A 14,955-nucleotide genomic window follows, 5' to 3' on the forward strand; every position below is an offset into this window, starting at 1 on the left:
TGTATATAACCTTTCCCAAAAATATCAATTAAAAGGGTGGGTTCTCAATAACAGCCAGGGAGTAACTATTCGCTGGGAAGGGCAGGAGGAAAAGATTTCACAGGCACTAATGGAACTGTTATCTTCCTCACCACCGCTGGCTAAAATAACGGGATATGACTCCTCGCCAGTTGCTTTTCAGGGGTATTCTGGTTTCTTTATTCAAAAAAGTTGTATTCAGGATGATAAACGGGTCTTAATTTCCCCGGACGTGGGAACATGTTCTGACTGTTTGGCTGAATTGCAGGATCCTTCTGACAGAAGGTTTTCTTACCCCTTTATAAACTGTACCAACTGCGGTCCCAGGTTTACGATTATTAGAGATATTCCCTATGACCGGCATCTTACCACCATGAAGGGATTTACCATGTGCCCGCAATGCCGGCAGGAATATGACGATCCCTCAAACAGGCGTTTTCATGCCCAGCCCAATGCCTGCCCGGCATGTGGGCCAAAAATTGAAGTTAGAGATAGCCGGGGTAAATCCTGTAATAAAGATTTTCGGGAACTGTTTAAGGAGGGTGCAATTGTTGCCATAAAAGGATTAGGAGGGTTCCACCTGGCCTGTAATGCTCTTGATGGAAATGCGGTATACCAATTAAGGAAACGTAAATTCAGGGATGCCAAACCTTTTGCTTTAATGGCTTATAACCTTGAGACTGTGAGAAAATACTGCCATTTATCAGCCGAGGAAGAGGAGTATCTGGTAAGTCCTGCCAGGCCAATTATAATTTTAAAACAAAGGGAAGAGACCAAGGGAGAACTTCCTCCAGAAATTAATCCCAATCTGGATACCCTGGGAGTAATGTTACCCTATACGCCCCTTCACTGGTTGTTATTTTCTCCCGAAATTCCTTTGCTGGTAATGACAAGTGCCAATTTATCCGGTGATCCGCTGATTACTAAAAACGAGGAAGCAGCAGAAAAGCTAAAAGGTATTGCCGATTATTTCATTTTTCATAATCGGGAAATAGAAAATCCCTGTGATGATTCTGTAGGAATGGTGGTGGGAAATACCTGGCAACCTGTAAGAAGGGCCCGGGGTTATGTCCCGTTACCCGTGCAATTGCAGAGGAGGGAGCTAACACCGCTTCTTGCCTGTGGCGGGAATCTAAAAAATACCATTGCCCTGGCCAAAGGAGATCGGGTTTTCCTTAGTCAGCATTTAGGGGATTTGGACAATTACTTAAATTTTGAAATATACAAAAAACTATTTCCAAAATGATTTCTCTACTGGGGATAAAACCCGAATTACTTGTTCACGATCTCCACCCCGATTACCAAACCACTCGCTACGCTCGTGAACTGGCGTCCCAATGGGGATTGCCGGCAATAGGAGTACAGCACCATCATTCTCATATGGTCAGTTGTATGGCAGAAAACGGGCTGGCTGAGAGGGTAATGGCAGTGGTCTGTGACGGTACTGGATATGGAACCGATGGTACAATTTGGGGGTTTGAATTTCTCTGCGGTGATTACAGTTCTTTTAAACGTATGGGCCACCTGGCAAAGGTTCCGCTGCTGGGCGGAGAGGCTTCAATAAAAAGGCCTCTGCGAATGGCATACAGCTTTCTCCTTTCCACACTGGGGGAAGCCGGCAGGGTATACGCTTCTAAATGGCTGAGCGGATTAAGCCCCTGCGAAGTTGAGGTTCTGGAAGCGCAGCTTAAAAAGGGTATCAATTCGGTAGCCACCTCAAGCTGTGGCAGGTTATTTGATGCAGCTGCGGCTTTAATGGGAATCTGCCGGGAAGCAAAGTATGAGGGACAGGGCCCAATGGTGATGGAAGCAAGGGCCCGGATGGCCGGACACGAGGAAGGTTTTTATACTATACTGCTGAAAGATAATGAAGATTTAACCTTTGAATTGGACACAGCGCCATTGTGGGAGGAACTCATTTCCGATTTGTCATCCGGATTAGATACTGTACGTATGGCATATAAATTTCATATGGGGGTTGCCGGGCAATTAGGGACGGGGTGCTGCATATGTCCCGCAGTACCGGGTTAAATAAGGTGGTAATATCTGGAGGCGTCTTCCAAAACAGGTTATTAACCGAACTGATAATGGAATTACTGGCTGAAGAGGGGATAGCGGTATACCGCCATAAGGAAGTTCCTCCAATGACGGGGGTATATCGCTGGGACAGGCTGTGGCCGGAAACGAGGTGACGAAGAATGTGCCTGGCAGTACCGCTTAAGGTTATAAAAGTAACGGGAACCATGGCAATTGCTGAACTGGAAGGGATTTCAAAGGAAATTTCAATTGCTTTAACTCCGGAAGTGAATGTAGGCGACTGGGTACTGGTACATGCGGGCTATGCCATCCACCGGATGGATAATGAGGAGGCCCGGGAAACCGTAAGATTTCTGGAGGGGTTACATGAAGCAAACAGCAAATAAAAGGCAACTGGCCAAACTAATACAACAGGTTGAGAGATTAGCTCCTGCGGATAAGCCGCTAAATATTATGGAAGTTTGCGGCGCCCATACCATGGCCATCGGTAAAAGCGGCCTCAGGCAGCTATTGCCTGACAATATCAGATTGCTTTCCGGTCCCGGTTGCCCGGTTTGTGTCACTCATGACTGTGAGATTGAGGTTTATTTAGAGCTGGCCCGGCAAAGGAATGTTATTATCGCTACCTTCGGCGACCTGCTGCGGGTTCCCGGTAAAAAGGGTAGTAGTTTAGCAGATGCCCGGGGGCAGGGGGCAAAGGTAAGTGTAGTCTATTCAACGCTGGATGCATTGAAACTGGCAAAAAAGAATCCCGGTAAAGAAGTGGTATTTTTGGGGGCCGGATTTGAAACTACCGCTCCGACAGTGGCAATGTCTGTAATTCAGGCCCAAGAAGAAGGAATTGAAAACTTTTCCGTTTATTCTCTGCACAAATTAGTTCCTCCGGCGCTGGAGGCACTGCTGTTGGACAAAGAGGTAAAGATTGATGGTTTTATTTTACCGGGACATGTTAGCACCATCATTGGGGTTGAACCCTATTACTTCCTCGCTCGAGAGTATCATAAGGCAAGTGTGATTACAGGATTTGAAACACATGACATTTTACAGGGTCTCGTAATGCTTCTTGAACAAATAAGGGAAGATAACCCCTGCGTTGAGATCCAGTACAGGAGGGGAGTTTTACCCCAGGGGACCCCCCTTGCCAGGCAGGTAATGGCCAGGGTCTTTGAACCGGCGGATGCCTGGTGGAGAGGTCTTGGTTTGATTCCTAAAAGTGGTCTAAGGATAAGGGAAAGCTTTAGAAACTATGATGCTAATAAAAAATTCAATATCCCGGAACCATATCCTAATGAAAAGGAAGAATCCAACAAGAATTGTGCTTGTGGGGACATTCTGAAGGGAATTAAACTGCCTCAGGAATGCAGGCTGTTTGGTAGAGCATGCACACCCCTTAATCCTGTAGGGCCCTGTATGGTATCTTCTGAAGGAGCTTGCGCTGCATATTACCGTTTTACTGAAATTGGAGGAGGATAGAATGAAGAGAGATAAGATTCTACTTGCCCACGGCAGTGGGGGGGAATTGTCACGGGAGCTTATTGAAGAAATTATCTATCCCATTTTTGACAATAACGGCGGACAGGAGCTTTTGGATTCGGCGTTTCTAGCGCTTGAAGGCGGCAGAATTGCAATGACAACAGACAGTTATGTTATCTCTCCCTTGTTTTTTCCTGGCGGAGATATCGGGAAGCTGGCTGCCTGCGGTACCATTAATGACCTGGCGGTTTGCGGGGCGATACCGAAATTTTTAAGCGTTGGCTTGATTATAGAGGAAGGCTTTCCGGTAGAAGACTTAAAAAAAATCCTCCGTTCCCTTTCGGATACTGCAGCAAGTGCCGGTGTTCTTATCGTCACGGGAGACACCAAGGTAGTGGAACGTGGTAGTGCCGATAAAATATTCATAAATACAACTGGTATTGGAATAGTTCCTGAAGGGGTTTCCCTGGGGCCAACGGAAATCTCGGTGGGAGACTTGATAATAATAAGTGGAATGGTTGGCGACCACGGGATGGCCGTTTTATGCCAGCGGGAAGGTTTATCACTTGGCGGGCAGATTGCTAGCGATTGTGCGCCATTAAGTGATTTGGCGGAACTTTTGGTTTCCACGGGAGGAGTATCCTGTATGCGGGACCCTACTCGCGGGGGAGTTGCTTCAGTCCTCTACGAACTTGCGAGGCAATCTAAAATGACCATGGAAATTTTAAATGAAGCAGTTCCTGTACACCATGCAGTGGCTGCCGGGTGTAGCATGCTGGGTTTGGATCCCTTATACCTGGCAAACGAAGGCAAGTTATTAATTTTTGCCAGGCCGGAAAAGGAAAGTGAAATAATGAATGTGTTGAGGAACCACCCGCTGGGCAGAGCCGGACGCGTAATTGGCAGAGTCACTTCCAGGGATGATTCCGGTAAAGTTTTAGTGGAAACTGAATTAGGGGCTAAAAGGATATTACCGGTGCTTGAGGGAGAACACCTGCCGCGGATTTGTTAAAGAGGTCATCATATTACATCTGTAGCGGGATAATGAATGAGGATTCCCTAAAAACCGGAAGTTGAGGGTAGTAGTTGGCATATTTAACTAAATAGCTAGAAAAAATAAAGCAATAATGAGCAATAACCATTTATAGAAAAATCTGACAATCACTGGCAAAATACATTTTGATTTTAGTACTTCCTTATGTTATAAATTATTTTACTCAAGACATATTAGAAAATATTGGATGAATTTTCAATAGACTATAAATATCAAAAAACCGGAGTGGAATGAGGACACAAAGGTCATTAAAGTTCGGGAAAAGTGACCAAAAAGGTCATTTTTCTAAATTACACTTTTAAATTTTATAAAGGGGAAAGGTGAAAAGAGAAATGAAGAGGTTGTTAGCTGTTGCGGTAATGCTTACCTTTGCTGTTATTCTTGTCCTTTCCGGTTGTAGTTCCGGTAACCAGAGCGACACCCAAACCAGTGCAAAAAATGAGGCGCAAACCGGGACGCTGCAATTTTACGCCAACGGTGAGGACTTTATCCGGCAGGGTTTCGTTTCCAAGGACGGTTGGCTCTTACCTTCGACCATGTGTATGTAACCCTTGCAGGTATCACTGCTTATCAGGCTGATCCTCCTTACGATCCTGACAAGGGCGGCGAGATCCAGGCAAAAGCCAGGGTTAACCTCCCGGGGGCGCATACCGTGGACCTGGCGGAGGGCGGTGAAGATGCCCCGCCTATCCTGGTAGGCGAAGTAAAAGATGCACCTGCGGGTCACTACAACGCCATATCCTGGAACATGGTTAAGGCACCCGAAGATCCCGCCAAGGGCTATCCCCTGGTAATTATGGGTAAGGCAGTAAAGGATGGGGAAACCATTAACTTTACCATTAAAATCGAGGAAGAGTATAAATACACCGGCGCGGAATATATTGGAGATGAGCGCAAGGGTATTGTTCAGGAGGGTGGCACCGCTGACCTGGAGATGACCTTCCATTTTGACCACATCTTCGGTGACGCAGGGGTGCCCGCCGATGACGAGCTCAATGTCGGTGCACCGGGATTCGAGCCTTTTGCTGCCCTTGCCGAGAACGGTACGGTGGATGTCGACCTGGCCGGGCTTAAGGAAAAGATCTCCCCGGAGGATTATCAAAAACTGGAGAAGATGCTTCCTACGCTGGGGCACGTGGGTGAGGGCCATTGCCACTGTGAAACTCTTTAAATTTTTGTTTTTGAGCATTTCCTTTCTCTCTCCTCTCCCGAATTTAGCGGGGGAGGAGAGAACTTTGGTATATGGAGGTTGACGATGAAGAGAAAACTTCTTACTATTTTATTAATCTTATTTCTTATTCAGGGCGTGCCGGTAAAGGTCTTCGCCCATGGGGTTGAGATTACCTACCAAACTAAGAGTGCGATTGAAATTACCGCTACCTTCGATACGGGTGAACCTGTGAGTGAGGGCCAGGTAGTGATTTACGCCCCTAATAACCCTTCCACTCCCTGGTCTACCGGAAAGTGCGATGAAAACGGGCGCTTTACTTTCGCACCTGACCCTTCTAAGCCGGGTATCTGGGATGTTCAGGTACGCCGGGCGGGCCACGGGGGAATGGTACATATTCCTGTGGGCGAGGATGCGACAGCGGCTGCGGGAAGTTCCGGCTATACAACTTCACAGATTGTACTTATGGCGGCCTGCGCCATATGGGGATTTGTTGGTACTGCCTTATTCTTTTTAAGGAGGAAGAACTGATGCATATACCGGATGGCGTTCTTCCCACTTCTGTCTGTCTCGGCGGCTACGTGACGGCCGGGGCAGTTACATGGTACTCACTCCGCAAGATCGGCCAGAAAGAAAACCCCCGGGAGAGTATCCCCAGGGCGTCGCTTCTAACTGCCGCATTTTTTGTGGCTTCCTGGATTCATATCCCGGTACCTCCCACCAGTGTCCACCTGGTGCTGAACGGTCTTTTGGGGGCTGTGTTGGGCTATTATGCCTTCCCGGCTATCCTTATCGGTCTTTTTTTTCAGGCAGTGATGTTTCAGCACGGCGGTCTGACAACGCTGGGAGTGAATGCTACTATTATGGGCGTGCCTGCGCTCCTGGCATACCACCTGTTTCGGCTCCGCAGCATCTTAGGTAAAGATAACCGGGTAGGAACAGGACTTTTCGGATTCCTGGCCGGTGCCGGGGGCATCGGGCTGGCGGCCGTTGCCGTGTTCGTTATTCTTGTTACCACAATACCGGCCCATATTGATGCTGAGGCAGAACGGGCGAGCATCTATGCGCTGATCACGGCACACATCCCGTTAATGGTTATCGAAGGTGTCTTTACCGCGCTGTTGGCTCTTTTTCTCCAGCGTGTCAAGCCCGAGTTGCTGGAGGATCAGTAAATGAAGATCCGGCTCGACGAGTATGCACATTTGGATACTCCCTTACACCGCTGGGAGCCGAGGTGTAAGTTTATTGCCCTTATGGTGTTGATATTTGCCTTTTCCTTTGTTTACGAATTGCGCCTTTTACCCGTGATGCTGGCGGTCAGCGGCGTTCTTTATATAGTTTCCCGGCTCCCGTTTTCTTACCTGCTGGGCCGATTGCGCCTGCCCGGCTTATTCTTTCTGATGGTGGCCGTTCTTCTACCCCTTTTTTCAGGCCAGACCGCCCTATTCCACATTGGGCCCCTGATCGTAAGGAAAGAGGGTTGCCTGGAACTGCTCCTGATCACGGTTAAATTTGCCTGCATTCTGACAACGGGGATAATCCTATTCGGCACCACACCTTTTCTGACTACCGTCAAGGCGATGCGGGCTCTCGGTCTTCCTTTCATCCTGGCCGACATGACCCTTTTTTCCTACCGGTATCTATACGAGATCGGCGACGATCTGAAAACGATGGAAACGGCCATGAGATTGCGGGGCTTTCGTGACCGTCACCCGGGAAACCTGGGTATCCTTGCCTCGCTGGTTGGGACGATCCTGGTACGCAGCTACGAACGCTCGGATCGTGTCTTTAAGGCGATGATTTTACGGGGTTACGGTCAACCGGTATCCTTTCGCGATGAGTTTCAAGCTAATTCCCGTGACCTTGCCGGCTTATAATTGTCATTTTGATGGCAGCGGGATTCATCGTTGCCGAAATATTCCTGCATTAATTTGGGGGTTAATTTATGGTGCATTCGGAGCAATCATCCAGGACTTTTTATGCTAATGAACCGGTATTGTCGATTTCCGGACTATCCTACTGTTATCCGGACCGGCACTCGGTATTAAAGTATATAAATCTTAAGGTGTGGTCGGGGGAGCGAGTTGGCGTTATCGGTCCTAATGGGGCGGGTAAAACCACCTTTTTTCTGCTTAGCTGCGGGGTGCTTAAGCCGACTGCCGGGGAAATCCGCCTGTTTGGGAAACCGGTGGTACCAGGGGAGTTCCGTCCTGAAGTGGGGATGGTCTTCCAGAATCCGAACGATCAGCTCTTTTGTCCCTCAGTGAAGGACGATATCGCTTTTGGTCCCCGTAACTTGGGACAGTCGAATGAGGAGGTAGATGCCAGGGTTCGGGAAGCCTTAAGTGTCACCGGTATCCTGAAGCTAGGCGATCGCCCGCCCCACCATCTTTCCGGTGGAGAGAAGCGGCTGGCCGCCATTGCAGGGGTACTGGCGATGCACCCCAGGCTCGTGATTTACGATGAACCGACATCAGGCCTCGACATGCGTTATCGGCGCCGTCTTATCCGCTTTCTTCAGGCCTCTTCGCAAGAGGCTATGCTCATCGCCTCCCACGATCTGGAGTTTATCCTGGAGGTGTGCGATCGTGTCGTTTTAATGGACGGTGGATATATTATTGCTGACGGGAACCCCCGGGATATTTTAGGCAATGTGAGGTTAATGGAAGCGCACGGCCTTGAAAGACCCCATTCCCTCGTTCCCCACGCAGAGCCGCATCATAAGTAAGTTGTGTTACCTTCATATATTTCAGAAAATACCGGGATGAGAAATTCTTTGGTAACCACCTGGGCAAGCCCGAACTGCCTTAAATCAGTCCGCTTTTGTTTTGTTTCTGTCTCTTTGAGCCAACAACCCTTTTAGATTCGATGATTTGCCAGTATGTGTACTTGCCTATTTTTTGTTTTCTAATAGTCGCCATGCTTAGTGTATACAATACTTGTATAATATTGTCAATATACGAGTTGAGAGATGATAAATATTAGTTTATACAGAAAAATGCCATAAATACTGGGAAAATGGGCACTTATCAGATTGCTTTAGTAAAGTCACGCTAGGCATTGCTAAACTCAGTGATGAGTCTGTCAAAAATAACCCTCACCGGTAAAATATCTTTGATGAGGTGCACATTCTGGCCGCAGAAAACCAGGCCGTCTTTGATGTTCCCGTTACGGCTGTTCATCAGCGCATCCATGATGCAAAAGGACTGGGAACAATGCTTAAGGCAGGCCACACAATTTTCCGGTTCCGGCGCGTTGCCGCTGAAAATGCGGGAAACAAAACTGTTTTTCAGGGCTCTGCCGGGTAAACCCACCGGGCTTAATATTTTTACCACATCTTCTGCGGAGGAATTTAAATAATGTTTTTTGAAGGCGTCGGAAACCGCGCATTCCACACTCATGACAAAGCGGGTTGCCATTTGCACGCCGTCGGCGCCCAGACGAATCATTTCCGCGATTCCTTTGCCGTCCACAATACCACCGGCGGCAATCACAGGAATTTTAACCGCTTCCTTAATCTCGGGAAGAATTTCTTTTACCGAACGATCGGTGCCCAGGTGGCCGCCGGCTCGGTACCCTCGGCCACAACAGCGGCAGCGCCCAGCTTTTCAGCCATTTTCGCCACCTTGGCCGATGAAACAATGGACACAATGGCAGTGCCCGATTCTTTGCCCCAGCCAAAGATATCCTTGGAAAAACCGGCTCCCGTAAAAATAATGTCAATCTTTTCTTCAATGGCAGTGAGCACGATTTTGGCAAATTCTCTGGCTGCGTACATGATATTGATACCAATGATACCCGTGGGCGCAATCCTGCGGGCCTCACGAATTTCATTGCGAAGTTCATCCTCTTCCATGCCTGTGGCACCAATTACACCGATTCCTCCGGCATCAGCCACGGCACCGGCCAAGGGGGCAGTGGAAACCCTTACAGCCATGCCGCCTTGAATAATCGGGTACTTGGGGGTAAAACGTCCAATCGTTAGGGTGGGAAATTTCACTTCTCTTACTCCTTCCATATATACCTGTTCAATAAACACCTATTTTATTAAAGCAAAAATTATCGTAATTTGCAAATATTGTTTTTTATTTACGGTTATTCATTAACAATCCAGAATATGTGGCAGATTTATGGGATGTTCTCCGGTATCTGTAGTTTTATACAGTTTTACCAATTACCGCCAAAATTTAACACTGAAAACCAACAAAACAGTGTAGATTTCCAGTCGACCCACCAGCATCAGAAACGTCAGTACCACCTTGCCCAGGTCCGGCAGGGAGGAGTAGTTTGACATGGGGCCAACCAAACCAAGGCCCGGACCCACGTTGCCCAGGTTTGAGGCAGTGGCGGAGGCGGCGGAAATCAGGTCCAGTCCCAGTGCGGTCATGATGGCGGTGCCCAGGGCAAACAGCATCATATACAGGGTGAAAAAGGTGTGGGCGGACTCAACGACCTCCTGGGTTACCACGTCTCGCCCTACACGGACCGGAATCACTGCCTTGGGATGGATTAAACGCATTAATTGGCGGGAAAAAGTTTTCATCAGGATGAGCAACCGCCCCACCTTTAACCCTCCGCCGGTGGATCCTGAGCAACCCCCGACAAACATCAACAGGAGCAGCACAAATTTACTGAAAGAAGGCCACTGTTCAAAATCCGCTGTGGCAAAGCCGGTGGTGGTAATAATCGAAGACACGGTAAAAGCGGCATCCCGCAGGGCTTGCCCCGGGCCGCTGTCCATGGTCATCATCAAGTTTACGGAAATCACGGCGGTGCATAATAGAATGATAACCAGGTAAAGCCTTATCTCGTAATCCTGCCAGAGGGGTTTGTAATCCCCGCGCATCCAATTGTAATGGAGAGAAAAATTAATACCGGAGATTATCATAAAGAAAATAATGATCATTTCCACCGTGATGCTCTGGAAGTGACCCACGCTGGCGTTATAGTTGGAAAAACCCCCGGTGGCCACCGAACCAAAGGTGTGAATAAGGGAGTCAAACCAGGAGAGGCCCGCCAGTTTAAGGGCCAATATCTGCGCCACTGTGATAATCACATACACTTTGTAAAGCTGCCGGGAGGTTTGGGCAATCCTGGGCAGTACCTTGCTTTTGGTGGGTCCCGGCACTTCCGCCCTGAACATTTGCATGCCGGCAATGTTTAAGGAAGGGATTAAGGCCAGCGTTAAAACAATAATACCCATACCCCCCAGCCAGTGAGTGAGCTGCGCCAGAACAAAATGCTTTTGGGGAGAATTTCTACGTTGGGAATCACCGAGGAACCGGTGGTGGTAAAACCGGACATGGTTTCGAAAACCGCATCAATGTAGCTGGGAACCGCCCCGGCCACGGTAAAAGGGATGGCGCCGAAAAGGGCCAGCAGCAGCCAGCCAAAGGTGGCAATGGCAAAACCTTCACGATAGCCTACGTTTTTGTTTTTAATCGGAATCAGGTACAGGACAGAACCAACCAGTCCGGCGGCGCCGATGCCGGCAGCAAAGGGGGTTGAAGTAGTTTCGTGATAAAAAAGGCTTATAAAAAGACTTGGGACCATGGCTGCTGCTTCAAACAACAGAACCAGTCCCATGGTCTTTAATACCAGTTGAATATGCAAGATTTATTTTCCTCCTGCGTCAAACAGCTTTTCAATGGTATTCAGGGTATACCCCAGGGCAAAAACCACAATGCGGTCTTCCGCCAGTATTTTTTCGGTGCCCTCGGGAATAATGGCCTTGCGTCCCGCAGTATGGCTCCCACAATGACATTTCTGGGCAAACCGCATTTAGCCAGGGGCTTTCCAATAATACGGCTGGTGGAGGGCACAATCAGTTCAGCCACCTCCGCCTTGCCGTTCAGGAGCATAAACAGGGACAACAGCCTGCCCCCTTGTATAAAACGAACAATTTCACTGGCGGTAATTAAGCGGGGGCTTACGGCCGCATCCACGCCCAGGCTCTCCACGATGGGCGCATAGCTGGCCCGGCTGACCTTGGCCACCACCATCTTGGCCCCCATTTGCTTGGCCAGCAGGGAAATCAGCAAGTTCTCTTCATCCAGACCGGTAACCGCCACAAAGCCATCGGTCTCCTGAATACCTTCCCGTTTCAGCAGGTCCACATCGGTACCATCTCCGTTTAAAACCAGGGCATTGGGTAAACGTTCGGCCAGTTCCTGGCAGCGGGAGTAATTTTGTTCAATAATTTTAACGGACATGCCCAGGGAACAGAGTTTGTCCGCCAGGTAATAACCCAGGCGTCCGCCCCCCAGGATTATCACCGTGTGCATCTTCTTCTGCCGGCGTTTTTTAACTTTGGACACCAGACTGTCAATACTGCTGGGCAGTCCTAAAATGTACAGGGTATCCCCGGGTAAAATTGTGTCCATGCCGCCAGGCACAATCATATCGCCCCGCCGGGAAATGGCTACAATCAAACAAGAGGGGGGCATGTCTAAATCTTTAATTCTCTTATTGGTAAAGTGAACCATGCCCTCGTCCACCGTAATGTCGGCCATCTGCACCTTGCCCTGGCCAAAGGGCTCAGTGTGAACGGGTAAAGCCATGGTTAACATGCGAACGATTTCCCTGGCAGCGGCAAATTCCGGGTTTACGATCAAATCCAAACCGAGATCCTCCCGGGAAAAGGAGGAGTCCCTGGCATAGTGTGGGTCCCTGACCCGGACAATGGATCTTTTAATGCCCAATTTTTTACCGGTCATGCCGGCAATAATGTTGACCTCATCACTGTCTGTTACAGCCAGCAGCAGGTCGCTGTCAACCACATGGGGGTCCCGCAGCACCTGAGCCGTGGCGCCGTTTCCCCTTAATATCATAACGTCTAGCTGCTCCTCAACCCTGGACAGCTTTGTCTCATCTTTGTCTACCACCAGAATGTCGTGGCCTTCCTCACAAAGACGCCGGGCTGTCTCAAATCCAACTTTGCCCGCACCGATAATTGTTATTTTCATGAACGGCCAACCTCCGGCAGTAAAAAATGAAGTGTCTAATACTGTAATACTGTATTAAACAATAAAAATCAAGATTTATTTTTGGGTTGGGCCAAAATGTTCTTCCAACGATTAATTGAAAAATCCCCTGACCTAAATCAAGGGATTCAAAAAGTTTATTCTTTGGTGGGTGCGGTACGCCGCACGATTTCGTTAAGCTGTTTCGTAAACTCTGAGAGTGGTCTGCCCTGGTTAACGCCTTCGGAAATCTTTCTGATGCGAGTGACGGTATCGGCGTCGGTGGAAATCCTTACATCGCTGATCTGCCGGTCGGCATTTCTCAGCCTTTGCCCCACCTCAGTTTTTATCCGATTCGTTTCTGTGCTCTCGACACCCCTGTTGATATTGAGGCCCACCACAGCCATGTTGCCGGAAACAACAACATAGGCACTTTTCACGCCTTCAACCCGGGTTGCTTCCCTGGCAAGATTTCCAGCCTGCCGATTTTCCTGAGCCACAGGGTTTCGATTGGCATCTGCTTCCGGTTTGCGGGCGGCGGTGCAACCGGCAGCCATAATCACTGCCATAAGAAGGCATAGGGTCAGTAAAAACATCCTGCTTCCTTTCAATTCTTTCACCCCCTTCTGAGTTTTAGTATTTCTGCCGTAAAGGAAGGTTATTCCACAAAATTAAAAACAGCCATCCCGGGCGAATGCCATGGATGGCTGCTTTGAACATAAGTTTTAATAAAACTTCTTTTGACTCATATATTCCTGAATATCCATCAAGGTTTCGCCGAAACGCTGGAAATGGACAACTTCCCGCTCCCGCAGGAAACGCAGCACATCCTTGACACAGGGGTCATCGGTCAGGTGAATAAGATTTTCGTAAACAGCCCGGGCCTTTTGCTCTGCTGCCAGGTTTTCGTGCAGGTCAGCGATGGGGTCACCGGTGGCGGAAACATAGGCGGCGATCCAGGGAACACCCTCGGGATTGACCCAATATAAAGACTTATCATGCTCCGCATAAAAACCACCTAAATCGGCGGCCTTAATTGCTTCCACGGGAACGCCTTCCAGCAGCTTATAAACCAGTGTGGCCACCACTTCCATGTGAGCCAATTCCTCTGTTCCAATGTCGGTAAGCACACCTTTAGCTTTGGATGTAGGCATGGTATAGCGCATATTTAAATAACGCAGGGCAGCGGATAATTCCCCTTCCGGTCCACCGTACTGGGCAATAACATATTTGGCCATGCGGGGGTCGGGTCGAGTTACCTTGACGGGAACTTGTATTTTCTTTTCATAAATCCACATATGCACAGATCCTTTCCTTTAGTATTTTAGCTCCCAGGGCCAGGGGGTTTCGGCCCATCTCCAGGTATTTTGTAAAGCAGGAGAAAAGCCATAGCTCAGTAAAGGGCCGTAGATTTGCTCGTAGCTGCGTACGCACTGCATTAAATCCTGGTGTAATTTATTGAACATGGCCAGAGCCTGCTGGTCATCCGGGTGGGTATCTAAGAAAAGGTTCAGCTCCAGGGTGGCAAACTGTAACTGTTGAATTTGTAAAAGCAATTGGACCTGATGACGGGTATCCATAGCATTGGCCTCCACAGTATTCACCTCCGTAAATTAATAGGGATAGGGCCGATATAATTCAGGGAACAGCGTTCCTTTGTCCAGGGCAGTGGCCAAATCATAAACCGGACCAAAACGCTGGATAGGGATGTAAGCCCGGGCCAATTCCATGCCGGTATAGGGGATGCCGGGGTAGTAACCGGGCTGAGTTCCCGGCATTGTCGGGTAAGGCGGGGTCATCATTCCCGGTTGACCGAGATAAGGCATACCGGTCTGATCGGCCACAGGACCCATAGGCGCAGCCTGAGCTTTTGCCTGCTCGGCTTTCTTTTCATCTCTAAACAAGGTGCATACCTCCATTCCATGGTTTGCATTGGGTTCCTTTAGTTACCACATTATGTTAAGAATCCCTCTGTTGTTACAAAATGGACAACAAAAAAATAAAAATCCCCACGGGAAAGCCCGTGGGGATTTAAAATGTCCTGGCAGGTAAGCAACCTGCTGCAGACTATGTAAAATTTTTCGCCAGTTGGTCCATTTGCAGAGAGATATCGATCAACCGGGCGGAGAGTTCCTCCAGGGAGGCCGTCTGGGATTCGGTTACCGAGGCGTTTTGCACCACGGCGGTGGAAATCTGCTGGAAAATTTAATATTGTAAGACAAAGTAAACTCACCCACTTTCTG

General features: G+C 48.7%; 16 protein-coding genes and 2 pseudogenes. 10 read left to right on the forward strand and 8 right to left on the reverse strand.

Features of this window, described 5'->3' with window-relative positions:
* Positions 1–13: 13 nt before the first annotated feature.
* The 10 genes and pseudogenes from P378_RS24260 to P378_RS13415 all read left to right on the forward strand — a co-directional run.
* Positions 14–2,210 (forward strand): annotated as a pseudogene (locus P378_RS24260) (Kae1-like domain-containing protein); the annotation flags it as partial.
* Between the two features lie 6 nt (positions 2,211–2,216).
* Positions 2,217–2,441: a HypC/HybG/HupF family hydrogenase formation chaperone gene (locus tag P378_RS13380; RefSeq protein WP_099083600.1), complete on the forward strand. Its 225-nt coding sequence runs from the start codon at positions 2,217–2,219 to the stop codon at positions 2,439–2,441.
* The gene (hypD, locus tag P378_RS13385) at positions 2,422–3,528 is read left to right on the forward strand and encodes a hydrogenase formation protein HypD (protein ID WP_099083601.1); all 1,107 of its coding nucleotides are present in this window, start codon (positions 2,422–2,424) and stop codon (positions 3,526–3,528) included. The genes P378_RS13380 and hypD overlap by 20 nt, the downstream gene beginning before the upstream one ends.
* 1 nt (position 3,529) lies before the next feature.
* Complete coding sequence (gene hypE, locus P378_RS13390) at positions 3,530–4,540, forward strand: hydrogenase expression/formation protein HypE (protein ID WP_099083602.1); 1,011 nt, start codon at positions 3,530–3,532, stop codon at positions 4,538–4,540.
* Positions 4,541–4,914: 374 nt separating this feature from the next.
* Complete coding sequence (locus tag P378_RS20200) at positions 4,915–5,130, forward strand: hypothetical protein (RefSeq protein WP_207654050.1); 216 nt, start codon at positions 4,915–4,917, stop codon at positions 5,128–5,130.
* Complete coding sequence (locus tag P378_RS13395; protein ID WP_207654051.1) at positions 5,100–5,753, forward strand: DUF4382 domain-containing protein; 654 nt, start codon at positions 5,100–5,102, stop codon at positions 5,751–5,753. Before P378_RS20200 ends, P378_RS13395 begins: the two co-directional genes overlap by 31 nt.
* 84 nt (positions 5,754–5,837) lie before the next feature.
* A complete protein-coding gene (locus P378_RS13400) occupies positions 5,838–6,281 on the forward strand; it encodes a hypothetical protein (protein WP_099083603.1) in 444 nt (147 codons plus the stop codon).
* On the forward strand, positions 6,281–6,922 hold the full coding sequence (gene cbiM / locus P378_RS13405) for a cobalt transporter CbiM (RefSeq protein ID WP_099083604.1): 642 nt from the start codon (positions 6,281–6,283) through the stop codon (positions 6,920–6,922). The genes P378_RS13400 and cbiM overlap by 1 nt, the downstream gene beginning before the upstream one ends.
* Positions 6,923–7,627, forward strand: coding sequence for a cobalt ECF transporter T component CbiQ (gene cbiQ, locus P378_RS13410; RefSeq protein ID WP_207654052.1), 705 nt, complete (start codon positions 6,923–6,925; stop codon positions 7,625–7,627).
* Positions 7,628–7,695: 68 nt separating this feature from the next.
* Positions 7,696–8,478, forward strand: a complete 783-nt coding sequence (locus P378_RS13415; RefSeq protein WP_099083605.1) for an energy-coupling factor ABC transporter ATP-binding protein — start codon at positions 7,696–7,698, stop codon at positions 8,476–8,478.
* A 325-nt stretch (positions 8,479–8,803) separates the two neighbouring features.
* Here the strand turns inward: P378_RS13415 and P378_RS13420 are convergent.
* From P378_RS13420 to P378_RS13450, 8 genes and pseudogenes are all read right to left on the reverse strand, one after another.
* Positions 8,804–9,750 (reverse strand): annotated as a pseudogene (locus P378_RS13420) (NAD(P)H-dependent flavin oxidoreductase).
* A 174-nt stretch (positions 9,751–9,924) separates the two neighbouring features.
* A complete protein-coding gene (locus P378_RS13425) occupies positions 9,925–10,953 on the reverse strand; it encodes a TrkH family potassium uptake protein (protein WP_238473224.1) in 1,029 nt (342 codons plus the stop codon).
* Positions 10,935–11,363, reverse strand: coding sequence for a potassium transporter TrkG (locus P378_RS21955; protein WP_238473225.1), 429 nt, complete (start codon positions 11,361–11,363; stop codon positions 10,935–10,937). The genes P378_RS13425 and P378_RS21955 overlap by 19 nt, the downstream gene beginning before the upstream one ends.
* 41 nt (positions 11,364–11,404) lie before the next feature.
* The gene (gene trkA / locus P378_RS13430) at positions 11,405–12,715 is read right to left on the reverse strand and encodes a Trk system potassium transporter TrkA (RefSeq protein WP_238473226.1); all 1,311 of its coding nucleotides are present in this window, start codon (positions 12,713–12,715) and stop codon (positions 11,405–11,407) included.
* A 155-nt stretch (positions 12,716–12,870) separates the two neighbouring features.
* Positions 12,871–13,323, reverse strand: coding sequence for a YhcN/YlaJ family sporulation lipoprotein (locus P378_RS13435; RefSeq protein ID WP_099083606.1), 453 nt, complete (start codon positions 13,321–13,323; stop codon positions 12,871–12,873).
* Between the two features lie 114 nt (positions 13,324–13,437).
* A complete protein-coding gene (locus tag P378_RS13440) occupies positions 13,438–14,010 on the reverse strand; it encodes a manganese catalase family protein (protein WP_099083607.1) in 573 nt (190 codons plus the stop codon).
* A gap of 18 nt (positions 14,011–14,028) precedes the next feature.
* Entirely contained in the window at positions 14,029–14,292 is a 264-nt protein-coding gene (locus tag P378_RS13445; protein WP_099083678.1) for a spore coat protein CotJB, read from the reverse strand.
* 33 nt (positions 14,293–14,325) lie between these two features.
* The gene (locus P378_RS13450) at positions 14,326–14,616 is read right to left on the reverse strand and encodes a spore coat associated protein CotJA (protein WP_099083608.1); all 291 of its coding nucleotides are present in this window, start codon (positions 14,614–14,616) and stop codon (positions 14,326–14,328) included.
* Positions 14,617–14,955 lie beyond the last annotated feature (339 nt).

The sequence above is a fragment of the Desulforamulus profundi genome, assembly GCF_002607855.1.